The sequence below is a fragment of the Pseudomonas reactans genome, from assembly GCF_013387025.1.
GTDB classification, from domain to species: Bacteria; Pseudomonadota; Gammaproteobacteria; order Pseudomonadales; family Pseudomonadaceae; genus Aquipseudomonas; species Aquipseudomonas reactans.
In genome coordinates this window covers 296,442-316,206 of the sequence record NZ_JACAQP010000006.1, presented here as the reverse complement: position 1 = coordinate 316,206, position 19,765 = coordinate 296,442, and the positions used below count along the sequence as shown (strand labels likewise).

The window sequence follows — 19,765 nt, the reverse complement described above, 5'->3', positions numbered from 1 at the left end:
GACCATGCAAACTCGTGACGATATTTTCAACACCTTGCGCGACGCCTTGGTGGAACTGTTTGAACTGCCGCCGGAACGCGTCACCCTTGACGCCAACCTGTACCAGGACCTGGAAATCGACAGCATCGATGCCGTCGACTTGATCGACCATATCAAGCGCCAGACCGGCAAGAAGATCGCCGCCGAAGAATTCAAGGCCGTGCGCACCGTCAACGACGTGGTTGAGGCGGTGTACCGTCTGGTCACGCCTGCCGCATGAGCCGGCTGATCGGCCTTGGCCTGTTGTTGGCGGGGCTGCTGTACCCCTTTGCGGTGTATTACGGCACCGAACACTTCGCCCCGTGGCAATTCGGCCTGCTGCTCGGCAGTTTGTGGCTGCTGCGCGCACTGACCGGTGCGCGACGCCCCGGCAGCCGCTGGATGGCGCTGGCGGTGATCTTCTTTTGCCTGCTGCTGGCCTGGTTCGACAACCCGCACTTGCTGCGCTGGTACCCGAGCCTGGTCAGCGGGTTCATGTTGGCGTTGTTTGGCTTGAGCCTCAAATACGGCCCGCCGATGGTCGAGCGCCTGGCGCGCATGACCGACCCGGTGCTGCCCCCGCATGCCATTGTGTATACCCGCCAGGTCACCGTGGTGTGGAGCGTGTTTTTTCTGTGTAATGGCCTGCTCGCCGCCGCCCTCACCCTGTGGGCGCCGCTGAGCTGGTGGACGTTGTACAACGGCCTGATCGCCTACGGGCTGATGGGGCTGTTGTTTGCCGTGGAATGGCTGGTACGACAAAGGGTTCGAGGCCGCGTATGAATGGGTTGAAACTTGAGCACTTGTTGCTTGAGCCGCTGGAACAGCGTCCGGTCACCACCGAACCTGCAATGAATCATGCCCAGTTGTGGGCGCAGTCCCTGAGCCTGGCCGCAGGCCTGCAAGCGCGCGGTATCCAGCGCCTGGCCGTGTACCTGGAAGACGCCGGCCTGCTGGCGATTGCCCTGCTGGGCGCCTGGCGCGCCGGAGTCAGCGTGTTGTTGCCCGCCGACCTGCAACCTCAGACCCGCCAACGCTGGGACGAGGCCGTCGATGCCTGGCTGACCGAAACGACAGACCTGGACGCGCTGTACCAGGCGCCACTGAGCGCTGCGGCACTCGATCTGGACGCTTGCCAACTGAGCCTGTGCACCTCTGGTTCCAGCGGCGAGCCCAAGCGCATCGACAAGACCCTGCGCCAACTGGCCAACGAGGTCGAAGCCCTGGAAACCCTGTGGGGTCAAGACCTCAAGGACGCCTGCATCATCGGCAGCGTCGCCACTCAGCATATCTACGGCTTGTTGTTCCGCGTGCTGTGGCCGCTGTGCGCCGGCCGCACCTTCGTGCGCAAGCAACTGGCCTTCCCTGAAGACTTGCAGCGCGCCAGCCGTGAGCATGCCCGGTTCGCCTGGGTCGCCAGCCCGGCATTGCTCAAACGCATGGGCGACAACCTTGATTGGCCGGCGCTGAGCCAGGTGTCACGGGTATTTTCCTCCGGCGGCGCATTGCCGGTGGACGCCGCAGGCAGCCTGTACGACCGCTTGCAACAGTGGCCCACTGAGATCCTTGGCAGCTCGGAAACCGGTGGCATTGCCTGGCGCCAGGGTGCGCAGCCGTGGCAGCCGTTTGCAGACGTGCACCTGAGCCAGGACGCCGACGGCGCCCTGCGCATCGCTTCACCGTATTTGCCTGAAGGGCATGTCGAACAGACCGCCGACGCTGCCCGCATCCATGCCGATGGTCGCTTCGAGCTGCTGGGCCGCCTGGACCGCATCGTCAAGCTGGAAGAAAAACGCATCTCCCTGCCCATGCTGGAAAACGCGCTGATGGCCCACCCGTGGGTCGCGGAAACGCGCCTGGGCGTGGTGCAGGAAAACCGCGCGTCCCTGGGTGCCTTGGTGGTGCTGAGCGCCGAAGGCCTGCATGCCTTGCGCAATCAGGGCCGACGCACGCTCACCCAAACACTGCGCCAACATTTGAGCCAGCATTGCGAAGCCCTGGCGCTGCCGCGTCGCTGGCGTTTACTGAGACAGTTGCCGCTGAACAGCCAAGGCAAACTGCCCCAGGCGCAGGTCGAGGCGCTGTTGGTGGCACCACGACCGAAAGCCCCGGAAGTACTAGAGCAGGTCGAAGCCGATGGCGAATGGACCTTGCAACTGAGCGTCCCGCCAGACCTGGCCTATTTCAGCGGGCACTTCCCGGTCACGCCGGTGCTGCCAGGCGTGGTGCAGGTGGAATGGGCGTTCAACCTGGGCCAGCAGCTGCTGGATTTACCGCCGACCTTTGCCGGAATGGAGGTGCTCAAGTTCCAGCAATTGGTCCGCCCCGGCGACGCAATCGAGCTGCATCTGCGCTTCGACCGGGAGCGCGGCAAGTTGTACTTCGCCTACCGCAACGGCGTCGCCGCCTGCTCCAGCGGCCGGATTTTGCTGGAGGCCGCGCATGCATAACCCCTGCGCCCTGATCCCGGTCTACAACCACGAAGCCGCCGTGCCCGCCGTGGTCCAGAGTCTGTTGAACAGTGGCCTGCCCTGCCTGCTGGTGGACGATGGCAGCAGCCCGGCCTGCGCCGCCGTGCTGGCGCAACTGGCCACCCTGGAAAACGTCACCCTGCTGACCCTGCCCACCAACCAGGGCAAGGGCGGTGCCGTGATGGCCGGTTTCCGCGAGGCCGCACGCCTGGGCTTCAGCCACGCCCTACAAGTCGACGCCGACGGCCAGCATGACCTGCGCGAAGTCGAGACCTTCCTCGACACCTCCCGCCGGCACCCCGACGCGATCATCTGCGGCTACCCCGAATACGACGACAGCGTACCCAAAGGCCGCCTGTACGCGCGCTACCTGACCCACGTGTGGGTGTGGATCAACACCTTGTCGCTGCAGATCCGCGACTCCATGTGCGGCTTTCGCGTATACCCGCTGCCTCCGGTGCTGGCACTGATGGACTCGGCCTACATCGGCACACGCATGGATTTCGACTCCGACATCCTCGTGCGCCTGGCCTGGCGCAACCAGCCGATGCGCTGGCTGCCAACCCAGGTGCATTACCCGGCTGACGGCCTGTCGCACTTCCGGCTGTTCCGCGACAACGTACGCATCTCGGCCATGCACACCCGGTTGTTCTTCGGCATGTTGGTGCGCGCGCCACTGATCCTGTGGCGACGGTGGCAGGCATGAATGACAGCGGCAAACACTGGGCCGACCGCGAGGAACGCGGCAGCTATTGGCTGATGAAGCTCACGGCTTTCGCCGCCAAGGTCCTTGGCCGCCGCCTGTTGAGCCCGGTGCTGTACGGCATCGTCTTGTACTTCTTCCTGTTTGGCCGCACCGCGCGCCGCAGCGCCTGGCAGTACCAGCAGCGCCTGGCCGACTGGAGCGGGCGCGATGAACTGCGCCCCAGCCACTGGAAAGTCTTCGGCCAATTCATGGCCTTTGCCGACTCGCTGCTCGACAAGCTCGACGTGTGGAACGGCAAGCTGCGCCTGGAGCAGATCGAGATCAACGACCCGGCGCAATTGCGCGGGCAACTGCGCGGCGAGCGCGGGCAGATGCTGGTGGGCGCACACCTGGGCAACCTCGAAGTGTGCCGCGCCCTCGCCGAGATTGGCGAGCAAGTCACCATGAACGTACTGGTGCACACCAAGCACGCCGAGCAATTCAACCGCCTGCTGGGCGAAGCCGGGGCGACCCACTTGCGTCTGATCCAGGTCAGCGAGCTGGACCCGGCTACCATGTTGCTGCTCAGCCAGCGCTTGGACGACGGCGAATGGCTGGCCATTGCCGGCGACCGCGTGCCGCTGCACGGCGGGCGCACGGTGCGCGTGGATTTCCTTGGCCATGACGCGGCCTTCCCCCAGGGCCCGTGGCTGCTGGCCGGCCTGCTCAAATGCCCGGTGAACCTGCTGATGTGCCTCAAGCACACAGGCCGCTATCGCCTGAGCATTGAGCCTTTCGCTGAATTGATCGAATGGAAACGCAACACCCGCGAGCAGGTCATAGCCCTGTGGACCGCGCGCTACGCCGCACGCCTGGGCCAGTTCTGCCTGGAAGCGCCCCAACAATGGTTCAACTTTTACCCTTTCTGGAAGACCGATGACGACGCATCTTGAGCCGGTAACCTTTGGCGAACGCGCTTTGCGCATCGAAGACGTGTTGGCCCTGGCCAACCGTCAGGCGCCGACCCAATTGCAGGACGATGCCGCCTATCGCCAGCGCATTGCCAAGGGCGCGCAGTTCCTCGACTCGCTGCTGGACAAGGAAGGCGTAATCTACGGCGTGACCACCGGCTACGGCGACTCGTGCGTGGTGGCGGTGCCGTTGCAGCACGTCGAGGCGTTGCCGCGTCATCTGTACACCTTCCACGGTTGCGGCCTGGGCAAGTTGCTGGATGCGCAAGCCACCCGCGCGGTGCTGGCGGCGCGATTGCAGTCGCTGTGCCACGGCGTGTCCGGCGTGCGCGTGGAGTTGCTCGAACGCCTGCACGGTTTCCTTGAACACGACGTGCTGCCGCTGATCCCGGAAGAAGGCTCGGTGGGCGCCAGCGGCGACCTGACGCCACTGTCCTACGTGGCCGCAACCCTGTCCGGCGAACGCGAAGTGATGTTCCGTGGCGAACGTCGCCAAGCCGCCGACGTGCACCGCGAGCTGGGCTGGGAACCGCTGGTGTTGCGCCCGAAGGAAGCCCTGGCCCTGATGAACGGCACCGCCGTGATGACCGGCCTGGCCTGCCTGGCATTCGCCCGCGCCGACTACCTGCTGCAACTGGCCACGCGCATCACCGCGCTGAACGTGGTGGCGCTGCAAGGTAACCCGGAGCACTTTGACGAACGCCTGTTCGCCGCCAAGCCGCACCCTGGGCAGATGCAAGTCGCCGCCTGGCTGCGCAAGGACCTGGCGATCGACGCGCCGACCGCGCCGCTGCATCGCCTGCAGGACCGTTACTCGCTGCGCTGCGCGCCCCACGTCCTTGGCGTGCTGGCCGACAGCCTGAACTGGCTGCGCTCGTTCATCGAGATCGAGCTGAACAGCGCCAACGACAACCCTATCATCGACGCCGAAGAAGAGCGCGTGCTGCACGGTGGACATTTCTACGGCGGGCATATCGCCTTCGCCATGGACAGCCTCAAGACGCTGGTGGCTAACGTCGCTGACCTGCTCGACCGCCAGCTCGCGTTACTGGTGGACGTGCGTTACAACCACGGCCTGCCGAGCAACCTGTCCGGCGCACCGGCTGATCGCGCCATGATCAACCACGGCTTCAAGGCCGTGCAGATCGGCACCAGCGCCTGGACCGCCGAAGCGTTGAAAAATACGATGCCGGCCAGCGTGTTCTCGCGCTCCACCGAGTGCCACAACCAGGACAAAGTGAGCATGGGCACCATCGCCGCTCGCGATGCAATCCGCGTACTGGAGCTGACCGAGCAGGTCGCCGCCGCCACGCTGCTCGCCGCCAATCAGGGTGTGTGGCTGCGGGCCCAGGCCGAGGATGCACGGCCACTACCGCCGGCATTGGCGACCATGCATGAGGAACTCGGCAAAGACTTCCCACCACTGATCGAAGACCGCGCCCTCGAAGGCGAACTGCGCCTTTGCCTGCAACGCATTGCCGAGCAACACTGGAGGCTGCATGCGTAGCCAGGGCGTGCTGCATTGCGACACTGAAATCCTCGTGCCGTTTTTTGACGTCGACACCATGAACGTGGTGTGGCACGGGCATTACGTGAAGTACCTGGAAGTGGCGCGCTGTGCGTTGCTGGACAAGATCGGGCATAACTACACGGCAATGCTCGAATCCGGCTACGCCTGGCCGGTGATCGACATGCAGCTGCGTTACGTACGCGGCGCGGTGTTCGGCCAGACCCTCAACGTGCGCGCCAGCCTGGTGGAGTGGGAGAACCGTTTGAAGGTCAATTACCTGATCACTGACCTGGCCAGTGGCGAACGGCTGACCCGCGCCAGCACCGTGCAAGTGGCGGTGGAAATCGCCAGTCGCGAGATGCGGTTGGCCTCCCCCAAAGTATTCACCGACGCCGTCGAAAGGGCCCTGAAATGAGACCCCCTGTAGGAGCCGGCTTGCCGGCGAAAATCGTCAACGATAACGCGGGCTGCCTGACACTGCGCAGCGCCCTCAGGTTTTTCGCGAGCAAGCTCGCTCCTACAGGGATCGGGTTGTTGCTGAGCTTTTGTGCCCAGGCTTTTGACTTGCAGCAGTTGAGCGACCAACTGGCCAAGCCCTCAGTGATCCACGGCAACTTCACCCAGGAAAAACACCTGCGTGCCCTGCCCCAGCCGTTGATCAGCAAAGGCACCTTTGTGCTGGCGAAAGACCACGGCCTGCTGTGGCTGCTGAAAACTCCACTGCAACAGGACTACCGCATCAGCGCCCAGGGCATTGCCCGCCGCGACGCCAATGGCTGGCAACTGCTGCCGAACAAGAGCGCCGGCGCCGAGCAGAATCGCCTGTTCCTCGCCGTGCTCCAGGGCGACAGCAGCGGCTTGCAGCGTGACTTCGAATTGCAGCTGCAAGGCGAGGCGAAGCAATGGAAGCTCACGCTGATCCCGCGCTCACTGTTGCTCAAGCAGGTTTTCACCCAGATCAACATCGACGGCGGCGACTTGGTGCAGACCATCGAACTGCTGGAAACCCAAGGCGACAGCACTGTTTTGCGCATGCAGGACAGCACCGCCGGCCAACCCCTGAGCGAAGCGGAGCAACACGACTTTGCCCAGTGAGCGCCTGCTGCCGCGCCTGTTCCTGATCCTGCTGGTGGCCGTGCTGGCCCTGGCCGGCTGGCAGTGGCGCCATGGCGCGCCGTTGTCGGCCAACCTGATGGAACTGGTACCGGGCAACACTCCGGACGCCTTGGAACAGCAAGCCGAACAGCGCATGCAGGAACCGCTGAACCGCGAGATGCTGGTGCTGGTGGGCCACGCCGACCGCCAGCAAGCCGTGACAGTCGCCCAACAATTGGGCGAGCGCTGGCAGGCCAGTGGGCTGTTTGAAAAAGTGCAGTGGAACCTGCAAGCCGACTTGCCGGCGCTGCGCGAGCAACTGCTGCGCGGGCGCCTGGCGATGCTCTCGGCCAAGGACCGCGAGCAGTTGCTCGAACAGCCCGACGCGTTTATCCAGCAGCGCGTGCAAGCGCTGTTCGACCCTTTTACCGGCTTCAGCCTGGTGCCGAGCCAGGACGATTGGCTGGGCCTCACCGGGCGTATCCAGAACAGCCAGCCGCAACACGGCACGGTGCAGTTGGATATCGGCAGCGGTGCGTTGATCGCCGATGCCGATGGCAAGAGCTGGGTGCTGCTGCGTGCGCGCACCACCGGCAATGCCTTCGACATGAAACTGCCGCTGCAAGTGGCGGATTTGCTCCAGGGCAGTCGCGCGCAGGCCAGCGAACACGGCGCGCAATTACTCGCCGCCAGCGGCTTGCTCTACGCCGCCAATGGTCAGCAGCAAGCCACGCGGGAAATCACCTGGGTCGGCGGCGGCGCTACCGTCGGCATCCTGTTGTTGCTGCTGCTCGCCTTCCGCCGCTGGCGGGTGTTGCTGGCCTTTGTGCCGGTGCTGGTGGGCATGCTGTTTGGCGCGGTGGCCTGCGTGGCGCTGTTCGGCCATATGCATGTGATGACGCTGGTGCTGGGCTCCAGCCTGATCGGCGTGGCGGTGGATTACCCGCTGCATTACCTGTCGAAAAGCTGGAGCATGCAGCCGTGGCGCAGTTGGCCGGCGTTGCGCATCACCTTGCCGGGGTTGAGCCTGAGCCTGGCGACCAGTTGCATCGGCTACCTGGCGCTGGCCTGGACGCCGTTCCCGGCGTTGACGCAAATCGCCATCTTCTCCGCCGCCGGCCTGGTCGGTGCCTACCTGTCCGCCGTGTGCCTGTTGCCGGCGCTGCTCAAGGGCGTCGAGTTACGCCCGGCGCAATGGCCGCTGCGTGTCGCCGAATGCCTGTGGTTGGTGCGCGAGTCGCTGCTCAAGCGCGTGCCAAGCCCGATACTGCTGGCGCTGGTGTTGTTGTTTTGCGCCGGTGGCCTGTGGCACCTGAACAGCAAAAACGATATCCGCCAATGGATCGGCGCGCCGCCACAATTACTGCAAGAAGCGCAGGCCGTGGCGCGGATCACCGGGTTCCAGCCCACCAGCCAGTTCTTCCTGGTGCGGGCGGACAACCAGCAACAGTTGCTAGAGCGTCAGAGCGCGTTGGCGCAGCGCCTGGATCAATTGGTGAATATGGACAAGCTCCAGGGCTACCTGGCGCTCAATCAACTGGTCAGCCAGCCCGCCGAGCAACAGCAACTGCGTGATGCGCTGAACAACCTGCCGCAACACTGGCAGCCGCTGCTCGACCTCGGCGTGCCCGCCAGCGCCCTGCAAGCCGAAGTTGCGCACCTGCAAGCGCTGCCCACCCAAGACATCGACGCCGCGCTGGCCGGTCCGATGGCCGAGCCTTGGCGCACGCTGTGGCTCGGCCAGGTCGATGGCGGCGTGGCGGCCATGGTCAGCCTGCAAGGCTTGAACAACCCCGCCTTGCTGCGTGTGCAGGCGCTGGACTTGCCGGGCGTGCAACTGGTGGATCGCCTGGGCGACTTGAACCGGGTGTTCGCCGACACACAGATCAGCGCCGCTGAATTGAAGTTGATGTCTTGCGTGTTGATCGTACTGTTGCTGATCCTGCCGTTCGGTTTCGGCGGTGCCTTGCGTATCGTCGCGCTACCGCTGCTGGCGGCCCTGTGCAGCCTGGCCAGCCTTGGATGGCTGGGCCAGCCGCTGACACTGTTCAGTCTGTTCGGCCTGCTACTGGTCACGGCCATCAGCGTCGACTACGCGATCCTGATGCGCGAGCAAATCGGCGGCCCTGCGGTCAGTCTACTGGGCACATTGCTGGCGGCGCTGACGACCTGGCTGTCGTTTGGCCTGTTGGCAGTGTCCAGTACACCGGCGGTGAGCAATTTCGGCTTATCGGTCAGCCTGGGCCTGGCATTCAGCTTTATGCTGGCACCCTGGGCCGGGCAACAGAAGCACGCCTTATGAATGTGATAATCGCCAATGTGGCAAGGAGCCCTCGTGCCCACAGTTGAAATGGAACGTCGCCAGGTGGTGGTGATCGGTGCCGGTCCGTCCGGGGCTATCGCCGCCGCGCTGTTAAAGCGCAAAGGGCATGATGTATTGATCATCGAGCGCCAGCATTTCCCACGCTTCTCGATCGGCGAAAGCCTGCTGTCCCACTGCATCGACTTCATCGAAGAAGCCGGGATGCTCGACGCGGTACAGGCCGCAGGGTTCCAGGTGAAAACCGGCGCCGCGTTCGCCTGGGGCGAGCGTTACAGTGCGTTTGATTTCAGTGACACCTTCAGCAACGGCAAGCCGACCACCTTCCAGGTGCAGCGCGGCGAGTTCGACAAGTTGCTCGCGGATCAGGCCGCGCTGCAAGGCGTAGAGATTCGGTACGGCGAAACGATCGCCGGCGTGGATTTCAGCGGCGAGAGCCGCTACCTGCATGTGCGCCGTGAGAACGGCAGCGAGTACCACCTCAAGGCCAAGTTCGTACTCGACGCCAGCGGCTATGGCCGCGTGCTGCCGCGTCTGCTGGACCTGGACCTGCCGTCCGACTTCCCCGTACGCCAAGCCGTGTTCACCCACGTCGAAGACCGCATCGAACATCAAGGCTTTGATCGCACCAAGATTCTGGTGACCACCCATCCAACCCAGCGTGATATCTGGTTCTGGACCATCCCATTCAGCAACGGGCGTTGTTCGGTGGGCGTGGTCGCGGCCAAGGAGCATTTCGACGGTCGCGATGGCGACCTCGACGCCTGCCTGCGCGGCTTTATCGCCGAAACCCCGAGCCTTGCCGGCGTGCTGCAAAACGCCGTGTGGGATACGCCGGCGCGCACTCTCGGTGGCTACGCAGCCAACGTCAAAACCCTGCACGGGCCGGGCTTTGCCTTGCTGGGCAATGCGGCGGAATTCCTCGACCCGGTGTTTTCTTCCGGGGTGACCATCGCCATGCGTTCGGCGAGCATGGCGGCCGCTGTGTTGCACCGTCAGCTCAAGGGCGAAACCGTGGACTGGGAAAGCGAGTTTGCCGTGCCCTTGAAACGCGGCGTGGACACATTCCGCTGCTACGTCGAGGGCTGGTATGCCGGGACGTTCCAGGATGTGATCTATCACCCGGACAGCTCTCCGGAGATTCGCCGGATGATCTGCTCGATCCTCGCCGGCTACGCGTGGGATGAGCGCAACCCGTTTGTCAGCGAGCCCAAGCGGCGGTTGCGGATGTTGTCGGAGATTTGTGCGAGTGAGCCGGTATGAGCAGTCAGTACCTGAGTAAGAACTACGTCGAAGAAACCAGGTTCGGCTTCTGGTTCCTGCGCAGCCACACCTGGCAGCACCATGTGCTGCGCGTGGCGATCAACGACCTGCGCAGCCTGTTTACCGACCCTTTGCCAGAGGCGCCAGTGCTGCTGGACGCCGGTTGCGGCCAGGGCAAGTCGTTCCAGTATTTGCAGCAGGTGTTCGCCCCCGAGCGCCTGATCGGCCTGGACGCCGACCCGCACAGCCTGGAGCTGAGCCGTGAAGAAGCCCAGCGTCAAGGCTTGGCCATCGAGCTGATCGGCAGCGACTGCGCGACCTTGCAAGTACCGGACGCAAGCGTCGATATCCTGTTCTGCCACCAGACCTTCCACCATCTGGTCGAGCAACATCGCGCACTCAAAGAGTTCTACCGTGTGCTCAAGCCGGGCGGTTATCTGCTGTTTGCCGAATCCACCGAAGCCTATATCGACACCTGGGTGATCCGCTGGCTGTTCCGCCACCCGATGCATGTGCAGAAAAGCGCCGAGGAGTACCTGGAGATGATTCGTGACCAGGGCTTTGAATTTGGCCCGCAGAACGTCTCGTACCCGTACTTGTGGTGGAGCCGCTCCAGCGACTTCGGCCTGCTGGAACGCTGGGGCCTGCGCAAGGCGCCACCGGTGGGTCAGCGCGAAGAAACGTTGGTCAACTGCGTGGCACGCAAACCGCTGACGAGTGCTGCCCCATGATGCGCATGCTGTTGATCGGCTGCCTGTTGCTGCTGAACGCCTGCGCCAGCCAGCCGCCGGTGCCGGAGAAAACCCCAGCCCTGGCCTTGCCGCTGCAATTGCATGTGCAGCGCCTGGCCGACGGCCAGAGCCAGGACTGGCTGTTGGTGATCCAGAGCGAAAGCGGCGGCATTCGCTGGTCGATGATGGACCCGCTGGGCATTCCCCAGGCCCGACAAAAACTGATCGATGGTGCATGGCAGGCCGACGGTTTGCTGCCGCCCAATCCCCAGGCGCGCGAGCTGTTTGCCGCGTTGCTGTTTGCACTGGCGTCGGCGGATGACCTGCGCGCGCTCTACCCCAGCGCACAGGCCATGGACCTGACGCGCACCCTGCCGGGCCATTGGCAGATCGTGTATCAATCGTCCGAGGTCTTCAGCGTGAACATGACCGGCCAGCCCCTGAGCTACCGCATCACGCCGCTCGGAGCGGCCCGATGAGCGCCTACCTCAACGCCCTCGGCGTGATCTGCGCCCTCGGCCGTGGCCAGGACGAAGTCAGCCGCAGCCTGTTTGCCGGTGACTGCTCCGGCATGCGCACCGAAAGCGGCTGGGTGCCGGAACGCGTGTTGCCGGTGGCCGGAGTGCACGGCGAGTTGGCGAGCATCCCCGCCGAACTGGGCCAGCAAAGCAGCCGCAATAACCAGTTGCTGCTGGAAGCGGCATTGCAGATTGAGGGCGATATCCGCCAGGCGATCCACACCTACGGCGCATCGCGCGTCGGCGTTGTGCTCGGCACCAGCACCTCGGGCATCGACGAAGCCAGCCGCGGCATCGCGCACTTTCTGCGGGAACACCAATTCCCCGGCGACTACGACTACCAGCAGCAGGAACTCAGCGCGCCAGCAAATTTCCTCGCCGACTGGCTGCAACTGAGCGGCCCGGCCTATGTGATTTCCACCGCCTGCACCTCCAGCGCCCGTGCGTTGATGAGTGCCCAGCGCCTGCTGGACCTGGGCGTGTGCGATGCGGTGATCTGCGGCGGTGTCGACAGCCTGTGCAAGCTGACCCTCAACGGTTTCAGCTCATTGGAGGCGGTGTCGAACGAGCGCTGCAATCCGTTTTCGGTGAACCGCAATGGCATCAACATCGGCGAAGCAGCGGTGTTGTTCCTGATGAGCAAAACACCCGCGCCCATTGCCCTGCTGGGCAGTGGCGCCAGTTGCGATGCGCACCATATCTCCGCGCCAGAGCCCACCGGCAAAGGTGCCTTGCAATCCATGCGCAAGGCCTTGGCCAGCGCCCGGTTGCAGCCCGAACACATCGGCTACCTGAACCTGCACGGCACCGCCACCCACCATAACGACGCCATGGAAGGCCTGGCCGTTGCCAGCCTGTTCCCGGACGGCGTCGCCTGTTCATCGACCAAGCCCATGAGCGGCCACACCCTCGGTGCCGCCGGTGCGCTGGAAGCGGCGTTCTGCTGGTTGAGCCTGGCTCACAACCGGTTGCCACCGCACGTGTGGGACGGCCAGGCCGATCCGGCACTGCCCGCCTTGCAGTGGGTGCAAGCCGCAGAAACCTTGGAAAAACGCTGCCTGATGAGCAACTCGTTTGCCTTCGGCGGCAACAATGTCAGCCTGATTATCGGAGAGGCCCCATGATCGATTGGCCACTCGCTGAACTGCTGCCCCATGCGGGCGACATGATCCTGATCGATCAGGTGTTGTCGTTCGATGAAGAGCAGATCCACACCCGCGTCACCGTCAAGCCCGGCGGCCTGTTCAACCGCCCGGACGGCAGCCTGCCGGCCTGGGTCGGCATCGAGCTGATGGCGCAAAGCGTCGCCGCCTACGCCGGTTGCCGCGCTCGCCAGAAAGGCGAAGCGGTGGAACTGGGCTTCCTGCTCGGCACACGTAAGTTCGAGTGCAATGTGGAGCACTTCCCGGCAGGCGCCGAGCTGGCGATCCACGGCCTGCGCTCCCTGGAAGACGACAACGGCATGGGTGTGTTCGAATGCCACCTGACCGGCGACGGGATCCAGGCCAGCGCCCGCTTGAATGTATTTCGACCGCCCCAGGCGGCCAACTATTTAGATGAATCGAAGGACGTAACGCCATGACTGAATCCGTACTGGTCACCGGCTCCAGCCGTGGCATCGGCCGCGCCATCGCACTGCGCCTGGCTCAGGCCGGGCATGACATCGTGCTGCATTGCCGCAGTGGCCGTAGCGACGCCGATGCGGTGCAGGCCGAGGTTGAAGCCCTGGGCCGCAAGGCGCGGGTGCTGCAATTCGATGTGGCGGATCGCGCGGCGTGCAAGGAGATTCTGGAAGCGGATGTTGAGCAACACGGCGCCTATTACGGCGTGGTGCTCAACGCCGGCCTGACCCGTGACGGCGCCTTCCCGGCCTTGTCGGAAGACGATTGGGATGTGGTGATGCGCACCAACCTCGACGGTTTCTACAACGTGCTGCACCCGGTGATGATGCCGATGATTCGTCGTCGCGCGGCTGGCCGCATCGTGTGCATCACCTCGGTTTCCGGGCTGATCGGCAACCGTGGGCAGGTCAACTACAGCGCCTCCAAAGCCGGCTTGATAGGTGCGGCCAAGGCCCTGGCCATCGAGCTGGGCAAGCGCAAGATCACCGTCAACTGCGTCGCCCCTGGCTTGATCGACACCGCCATGCTGGACGAGAACGTGCCGGTGGAAGAACTGATGAAGATGATCCCGGCGCAGCGCATGGGCACGCCGGAAGAGGTGGCCGGCGCGGTGAATTTCCTGATGTCGGCCGAAGCCGGTTACATCACGCGCCAGGTCTTGGCCGTGAATGGAGGCCTGTGCTGATGAAACGCGTCGTAGTGACCGGCATGGCCGGCATGACTTCTCTGGGCGGCGATTGGGCGACCATTTCCGCCAACTTCCGCGCCAACCGCAGCGGCATCCGGCGCATGGATGAGTGGGACCGCTTTACCGAACTGAACACGCGCCTGGCCGGGCCGATCGACGATTTTGTCGTGCCCGCGCACTGGACGCGCAAACAACTGCGCAGCATGGGCCGGGTGTCGCGCCTGGCGGTGTGGGCGGCGGAGCAAGCGTTGCAGGACGCAGGCTTGCTCGGCGACGAATCGATCAAGGACGGGCGCATGGGCGTGGCCTGTGGCTCGTCCACCGGCAGCACCGACGAGATCAAGGCGTTCGGCAACATGCTGCTGAACTCGGTGGCCGAGGGGCTGAATGCCAACTCCTATGTGCGCATGATGCCGCACACCACGGCGGCGAATATCAGCATCTTCTTTGGCCTGACCGGACGGCTGATCCCCACGTCCAGCGCTTGCACCAGCGGCAGCCAAGGCATCGGCTATGCCTATGAAGCAATCAAGTTCGGCCGCCTGCCGTTGATGCTCGCCGGCGGCGCCGAGGAGCTGTGCCCCACCGAAGCCATGGTGTTTGACGCGCTCTACGCCACCAGCCTGAAAAACGATGCGCCGCAGACCAGCCCACGCCCCTACGACAGCGGGCGCGATGGCCTGGTGATCGGTGAAGGCGGCGGCATGCTGGTGTTGGAAGAACTGGAACACGCGTTGGCACGCGGTGCGCATATCCACGCCGAGCTGGTGGGCTTCGGCAGCAACGCCGACGGCCAGCACACCACCCGCCCAGAGCAGAAAACCATGCGCCGTGCGATGGAACTGGCCCTGGAAGATGCCGGGCTGGAGCCTTCCGCGATCGGCTACGTGAACGGTCACGGCACCGCCACCGACCAAGGCGACATCGCCGAAACACTGGCCACCAGCAGCCTGTTCGGCAGCCGCATGCCTATCAGCTCGCAGAAGAGTTTCCTCGGCCACACCTTGGGCGCATGCGGTGCGCTGGAGTCGTGGTTCAGCATCGAGATGATGAACCGCGACCAATACGTGCACACCTTCAACCTGGATTTGGTCGACCCGCAATGCGGCGAGCTGGATTACCTGCAAGGTGAATTCCGCGAGATGCACCACGACTACGTGATGAACAACAACTTTGCCTTTGGCGGCGTCAACACCTCGCTGATCTTCCGCCGCTGGTCCTGACTTTCAAATCGATTGGAGAATACGGAATGTCTTCCTTGCTACGCGTCACCTTGATCACCCTGGCCCTGCTGGTCACCGCGGGTTGCACCAGCAAGCCGATCCTCAACACCCAGCACGACCTGCCGGCCGACGCCCAGGTCAGCGAAGAAAAAATGAAAACGGTGATCGTCAACGCCCTGCAAAAACGCGAGTGGACGGTACAACGCCTGAGCCCGCAGCTGGTACAGGCCGAGATCAACGTGCGTAACCAGTATTACGCAGCCATCGACATCCGCTACACCCGCAACAGCTACGCCATCACCTACCGCGACAGCCGCGACCTGGGCTACAAGGACGGCAAGATCCATCGCAACTACAACCGTTGGGTGAACAATCTGGACAGCGACATCATGGCGGGGTTGCGCAGCAATGGCGTGAATGAGGCAGGGACGGCGGCGCAGTTGTTTGAGCAAACCGGCACCACCAAGTAAAACGAATTCAGGCTCTACAGAAACGACAAAGGGCGCCTTTCGGCGCCCTCTTCACAAACAGGTTGGCTTGTCATCGCCGCTTCCTGCCTGGCTCTGCGATTGCTGGTTGCCCAGGATCCTCAGAGTCTCACAAGCCCCTTTCGGGAACGTGGGCAGTATGCCTGAAAACAACTTTACGGCAACCTGTGGCAAAGTGCCGTTCATCCCTCAGCGCAACCCCAACGCGTTGCGCACCGCCGCCTTTATTGCTAAAAGCTGATCAGAAGTGAGCTCAGCGATTTTGTAAGTTCGTTTGCCATGACGATCTTTGCTTTTGATTCGGTCGAGCCTTCCCAAGCTGACGGTTGCCACAATGTCACATTTCGCCCAACAGATAGGGCTTGCTCCTTGAAGATGACTATCAAGCTGGCAGTGGTGATCCAGAACCGTCTGCGGCGCAGTAGTACTCAACGGCACAACCGTCACCAACAACTTATTGGTTCGGTGCTTGCGTATCACAATGACCGGGCGGATCTTTATGATTTCCGGGACCTCATAGCCTCGAAAGTCACAAATCAACACGCTGCCCTCCTTGGGCTGATAGAGAAGTGCCATCCATATCACTCGCTTGAGAAAAAACGATTCTGCGTAACTTTCCCGCGAATCGCTAAGCAGCTTGCGTTACCTGATATGTGAGCACGTCTACACCGAGGCCTTGCGCGTCAACAACTCCACAAACGCCTCTGCCATCGGCGTCTGCGCGCCCTTGCGTTGCACCAGCCACACCGCCGTCATCGCCTCCTGATCCAGCAGCGTGCGATACACCACGCCATCGATCCGAATGCGCTGGTAGGACGCCGGCAGCACCGACACGCCCAACCCCGCCGCCACCAGGCCGATGATGGTCATCGCCTCCCCGGCCTCCTGGGCAAAGTGCGGGCTGAAGCCGGCATCACGCGCCAGGTTGAGCAACTGGGCATAGAGACCACTGCCGTAGGTGCGCGGGAAAAACACAAACGGCTCCTGCGCCAGTTGCGCCAGGTGCAAGCCACGCTCACTGCCCTCCACCAAAGGATGACCGGCGTTCAACACGGCCACCAGCGGCTCACGCATCAACTCGACCACACTCAGCGAATCCGGCAGTGGCAGCGGGCGCATCAGGCCCACCTGGATAGACTCATCCACCAGCGACTCAGCCACTTCGGTGCTGCTCATCTCCTGCAGGTTCAGATGCACCGCCGGGAATGCCTGGCGAAACGCAAAGATCGCCTGGGGGATGCTGGAATTGAACGGTGCCGACGAGGTGAAGCCAATCTTCAGTTCGCCCAGCTCACCCAACTGCGCCCGGCGCGCTACGTCCGCCGCCTTGTCGACCTGTGCCAGCACCAACCGCGCCTCGTGCAGGAACAATCGCCCCGCTTCACTCAGCTCGACCCGACGATTGGTACGCTCAAACAACCGCGCCCCCACCTCCTGTTCCAGCGCCTGGATCTGCTGGCTCAGCGGCGGTTGCGAGATGCCCAGCACCTGCGCAGCCCGGCCGAAATGCAGTTCTTCGGCGACGGCGATGAAGTACCGCAAGTGACGCAATTCCATGGGAGCCTCATTAGGTCGTTAAAGCTATCAAACAGGTCGAACAATATATTGGAAAGAATCATTAGGGAGCTATATTCTTTTTTGCATTGCCTGTCCTGGCACGCTCTTCCTCCCCGAGGTCCCCTTGAAAGCTGCTGTCGCTCCACTCGCTCAAGACGTCCCGCCCACCGCCCTAGATGAGGTGGTGGCCCAGCTCAATGACGAGTTCATCGAAAAAGGCACGCCGATGTTCATGCGCACGGTGCTGGCGCTGTTTTCCGGTGGTTTCGCCACCTTTGCGCTGCTGTATTGCGTGCAGCCGATGATGCCGGCGCTGTCCCAGGAGTTTTCCATCAATGCGGCACAAAGCAGCCTGATCCTATCGGTGGCCACGGCGATGCTGGCGTTCGGTTTGCTGATCACCGGACCGATTTCCGACCGCCTGGGGCGCAAGCCGGTGATGGTCTCCGCGCTGTTCTGCGCCGCACTGGCGACCATCGCCAGTGGCTTGATGCCGACCTGGGAAGGCATCCTATTGATGCGCGCACTGGTGGGCCTGTCGCTCAGCGGCCTGGCCGCCGTGGCCATGACCTACCTGAGCGAAGAGATCCACCCGCAGCACATCGGCCTGGCTATGGGCCTGTACATCGGCGGCAACGCGATTGGCGGCATGAGCGGGCGCCTGATCATCGGCGTGTTGATCGACTTCGTCAGCTGGCACAGCGCAATGCTGATCATCGGCGCCCTGGCGCTGATCGCCGCCGCGGTGTTCTGGAAAATCCTCCCCGAATCGCGCAACTTCCGCGCCACCAGCCTCAAGCCGCGCAGTCTGGTGGATGGCTTCGTCATGCACTTCAAGGACGCCGGCCTGCCGTGGCTGTTTCTCGAAGCGTTCCTGCTGATGGGCGCGTTCGTCACGATGTTCAACTACATCGGCTATCGCCTGCTGGCCGATCCCTACGACCTGAGCCAAGCGGTGGTCGGGTTGCTTTCGCTGGTGTACCTCTCGGGTATCTACAGCTCGGCGAAAATCGGCTCACTGGCCGACCGCCTCGGCCGCCGCCGCGTGCTGTGGGGCACCATCGTATTGATGCTGGCCGGCATGGCCCTGACCTTGTTCACTCCACTGTGGCTGGTGGTACCGGGCATGCTGATCTTCACTTTCGGCTTCTTCGGCGCCCACTCGGTGGCCAGCAGTTGGATCGGCCGTCGTGCGGTGAAGGCCAAGGGGCAAGCGTCATCGCTGTACCTGTTCTGCTATTACGTGGGGTCGAGTATTGCCGGGACGGCCGGCGGGTTCTTCTGGCATTTTGCCGGGTGGAATGGGATTGGGGCGTTTATCGTGGCGCTGCTGATCGGCGCGTTGCTGGTGGCGTTGAAGTTGGCGAAGTTGCCGCCGTTGGGGCAAGCGAAGGCCTGAGTTTCTCTGGCTTTGATGTGGGAGGGGCAAGCCCCCTCCCACATTTGTTTTGCGTGTTATTCGTGATACTGCGCTGACAACTCATGCACCGCGCGCAGGAACGCGCCAGCATGTTCCGGATTCACTTCCGGGGTAATGCCATGCCCAAGGTTGAACACGTGCCCACTGCCTTTGCCGTAGCTGGCGAGGATGCGGCCAACTTCGGTGCGGATGGCTTCCGGCTTGGCGTAAAGCACGGTCGGGTCCATGTTGCCTTGCAGCGCGACGCGGTTGCCCACGCGCTGACGGGCTTCGCCGAGGTCGCAGGTCCAGTCCAGGCCCAGGGCGTCGGCACCGGCGTCGGCAATGCTTTCCAGCCACAGGCCGCCACCCTTGGTGAACATGATGACCGGCACTTTGCGGCCTTCGTGTTCGCGGATCAGGCCGCTGACGATTTTGCGCATGTAGGCCAGGGAGAACTCCTGGTACGCCGCCGCCGACAGGTTGCCGCCCCAGGTGTCGAAGATCTGCACGGCTTGCGCGCCGGCCATGATCTGGCCGTTGAGGTAGGACGTGACCGACTGCGCCAGCTTGTCCAGCAGCAGGTGCATGGCCTGTGGGTTGTCGTAGAGCATGGCCTTGGTCTTGCGGAAGTCTTTCGACGAGCCGCCTTCAACCATGTAGGTGGCCAGAGTCCAGGGGCTGCCGGAGAAGCCGATCAGCGGCACGCGGCCATTGAGCTCGCGGCGGATGGTGCTGACGGCGTCCATCACGTAACCGAGATCTTTGTGCGGATCCGGGATCGGCAGCGCTTCGATGTCGGCCAGGGTGCTGACGACCTTCTTGAAACGCGGGCCTTCGCCGGTTTCGAAGTACAGGCCTTGGCCCATGGCGTCAGGGATGGTGAGGATGTCGGAGAAAAGGATGGCCGCGTCCAGTTGTGGGTAGCGGTCCAGCGGCTGCATCGTGACTTCGCAGGCGAACTCCGGGTTCATGCACAGGCTCATGAAGTCGCCGGCGTTGGCGCGACTGGCGCGGTATTCCGGCAGGTAGCGACCGGCCTGGCGCATCATCCACACAGGGGTGACGTCCACGGGTTGCTTGAGCAGGGCACGAAGGAAACGGTCGTTCTTGAGGGCAGTCATGTCGGCATCCGCAAAAAAAGTGCGGGCATTTTCTCAGAGCCGGACGCAAAAGGCACGGGATGAGCCGTGCCTTTTGTCTATC

General features: G+C 63.3%; 21 protein-coding genes. 18 read left to right on the top strand and 3 right to left on the bottom strand.

The window, feature by feature from the left end; genetic code table 11:
• Positions 1-4 precede the first annotated feature (4 nt).
• The 17 genes from HX793_RS07895 to HX793_RS07815 are packed head-to-tail and all read left to right on the top strand — an operon-like array spanning position 5 to position 15,585.
• A complete protein-coding gene (locus HX793_RS07895) occupies positions 5-259 on the top strand; it encodes an acyl carrier protein (protein WP_016979215.1) in 255 nt (84 codons plus the stop codon).
• On the top strand, positions 256-801 hold the full coding sequence (locus HX793_RS07890; protein ID WP_016979214.1) for a COG4648 family protein: 546 nt from the start codon (positions 256-258) through the stop codon (positions 799-801). Before HX793_RS07895 ends, HX793_RS07890 begins: the two co-directional genes overlap by 4 nt.
• The gene (locus tag HX793_RS07885; RefSeq protein WP_177058857.1) at positions 798-2,468 is read left to right on the top strand and encodes an acyl-CoA synthetase family protein; all 1,671 of its coding nucleotides are present in this window, start codon (positions 798-800) and stop codon (positions 2,466-2,468) included. The genes HX793_RS07890 and HX793_RS07885 overlap by 4 nt, the downstream gene beginning before the upstream one ends.
• Positions 2,461-3,195: a glycosyltransferase family 2 protein gene (locus HX793_RS07880; RefSeq protein ID WP_177094625.1), complete on the top strand. Its 735-nt coding sequence runs from the start codon at positions 2,461-2,463 to the stop codon at positions 3,193-3,195. Before HX793_RS07885 ends, HX793_RS07880 begins: the two co-directional genes overlap by 8 nt.
• Positions 3,192-4,127 (top strand): lysophospholipid acyltransferase family protein, encoded by a 936-nt coding sequence (locus tag HX793_RS07875; protein ID WP_177094623.1) that lies wholly within the window; start codon positions 3,192-3,194, stop codon positions 4,125-4,127. The genes HX793_RS07880 and HX793_RS07875 overlap by 4 nt, the downstream gene beginning before the upstream one ends.
• Positions 4,111-5,652, top strand: a complete 1,542-nt coding sequence (locus HX793_RS07870) for an HAL/PAL/TAL family ammonia-lyase (protein ID WP_177094621.1) — start codon at positions 4,111-4,113, stop codon at positions 5,650-5,652. The genes HX793_RS07875 and HX793_RS07870 overlap by 17 nt, the downstream gene beginning before the upstream one ends.
• Positions 5,645-6,070: an acyl-CoA thioesterase gene (locus HX793_RS07865; protein WP_016979209.1), complete on the top strand. Its 426-nt coding sequence runs from the start codon at positions 5,645-5,647 to the stop codon at positions 6,068-6,070. Before HX793_RS07870 ends, HX793_RS07865 begins: the two co-directional genes overlap by 8 nt.
• Positions 6,067-6,750 (top strand): outer membrane lipoprotein carrier protein LolA, encoded by a 684-nt coding sequence (locus tag HX793_RS07860; protein ID WP_177094619.1) that lies wholly within the window; start codon positions 6,067-6,069, stop codon positions 6,748-6,750. The genes HX793_RS07865 and HX793_RS07860 overlap by 4 nt, the downstream gene beginning before the upstream one ends.
• The gene (locus tag HX793_RS07855) at positions 6,740-9,052 is read left to right on the top strand and encodes an MMPL family transporter (RefSeq protein WP_177094617.1); all 2,313 of its coding nucleotides are present in this window, start codon (positions 6,740-6,742) and stop codon (positions 9,050-9,052) included. The genes HX793_RS07860 and HX793_RS07855 overlap by 11 nt, the downstream gene beginning before the upstream one ends.
• Positions 9,053-9,085: 33 nt before the next feature.
• A complete protein-coding gene (locus HX793_RS07850) occupies positions 9,086-10,333 on the top strand; it encodes an NAD(P)/FAD-dependent oxidoreductase (protein ID WP_177051626.1) in 1,248 nt (415 codons plus the stop codon).
• Positions 10,330-11,064, top strand: coding sequence for a class I SAM-dependent methyltransferase (locus tag HX793_RS07845; protein WP_016979205.1), 735 nt, complete (start codon positions 10,330-10,332; stop codon positions 11,062-11,064). The genes HX793_RS07850 and HX793_RS07845 overlap by 4 nt, the downstream gene beginning before the upstream one ends.
• Complete coding sequence (locus tag HX793_RS07840) at positions 11,061-11,543, top strand: hypothetical protein (RefSeq protein ID WP_177051628.1); 483 nt, start codon at positions 11,061-11,063, stop codon at positions 11,541-11,543. Before HX793_RS07845 ends, HX793_RS07840 begins: the two co-directional genes overlap by 4 nt.
• Positions 11,540-12,706 carry a beta-ketoacyl-[acyl-carrier-protein] synthase family protein gene (locus HX793_RS07835; protein WP_177094616.1) on the top strand — a complete coding sequence of 389 codons (1,167 nt, stop codon included), beginning with the start codon at positions 11,540-11,542 and terminating at the stop codon, positions 12,704-12,706. The genes HX793_RS07840 and HX793_RS07835 overlap by 4 nt, the downstream gene beginning before the upstream one ends.
• On the top strand, positions 12,703-13,164 hold the full coding sequence (locus HX793_RS07830; protein ID WP_177051631.1) for a hotdog family protein: 462 nt from the start codon (positions 12,703-12,705) through the stop codon (positions 13,162-13,164). The genes HX793_RS07835 and HX793_RS07830 overlap by 4 nt, the downstream gene beginning before the upstream one ends.
• Positions 13,161-13,889, top strand: coding sequence for a 3-ketoacyl-ACP reductase FabG2 (locus tag HX793_RS07825; RefSeq protein WP_095014397.1), 729 nt, complete (start codon positions 13,161-13,163; stop codon positions 13,887-13,889). Before HX793_RS07830 ends, HX793_RS07825 begins: the two co-directional genes overlap by 4 nt.
• Entirely contained in the window at positions 13,889-15,115 is a 1,227-nt protein-coding gene (locus HX793_RS07820; RefSeq protein ID WP_177094614.1) for a beta-ketoacyl-ACP synthase, read from the top strand. The genes HX793_RS07825 and HX793_RS07820 overlap by 1 nt, the downstream gene beginning before the upstream one ends.
• 26 nt (positions 15,116-15,141) lie before the next feature.
• Positions 15,142-15,585, top strand: a complete 444-nt coding sequence (locus HX793_RS07815) for a hypothetical protein (protein WP_095014395.1) — start codon at positions 15,142-15,144, stop codon at positions 15,583-15,585.
• A 207-nt stretch (positions 15,586-15,792) separates the two neighbouring features.
• Here the strand turns inward: HX793_RS07815 and HX793_RS07810 are convergent, their stop codons facing one another.
• Positions 15,793-16,179 carry a type II toxin-antitoxin system PemK/MazF family toxin gene (locus HX793_RS07810; RefSeq protein ID WP_177051637.1) on the bottom strand — a complete coding sequence of 129 codons (387 nt, stop codon included), beginning with the start codon at positions 16,177-16,179 and terminating at the stop codon, positions 15,793-15,795.
• A gap of 87 nt (positions 16,180-16,266) precedes the next feature.
• Complete coding sequence (locus HX793_RS07805) at positions 16,267-17,160, bottom strand: LysR family transcriptional regulator (protein WP_177094612.1); 894 nt, start codon at positions 17,158-17,160, stop codon at positions 16,267-16,269.
• Between the two features lie 181 nt (positions 17,161-17,341).
• On the opposite strand from HX793_RS07805, the gene HX793_RS07800 reads away from it, so the two are divergent.
• Positions 17,342-18,559: an MFS transporter gene (locus HX793_RS07800; RefSeq protein ID WP_438810837.1), complete on the top strand. Its 1,218-nt coding sequence runs from the start codon at positions 17,342-17,344 to the stop codon at positions 18,557-18,559.
• 56 nt (positions 18,560-18,615) lie between these two features.
• On the opposite strand, the gene hemE is transcribed toward HX793_RS07800, so the two are convergent.
• Positions 18,616-19,683: a uroporphyrinogen decarboxylase gene (gene hemE / locus HX793_RS07795; protein ID WP_177094608.1), complete on the bottom strand. Its 1,068-nt coding sequence runs from the start codon at positions 19,681-19,683 to the stop codon at positions 18,616-18,618.
• Positions 19,684-19,765 lie beyond the last annotated feature (82 nt).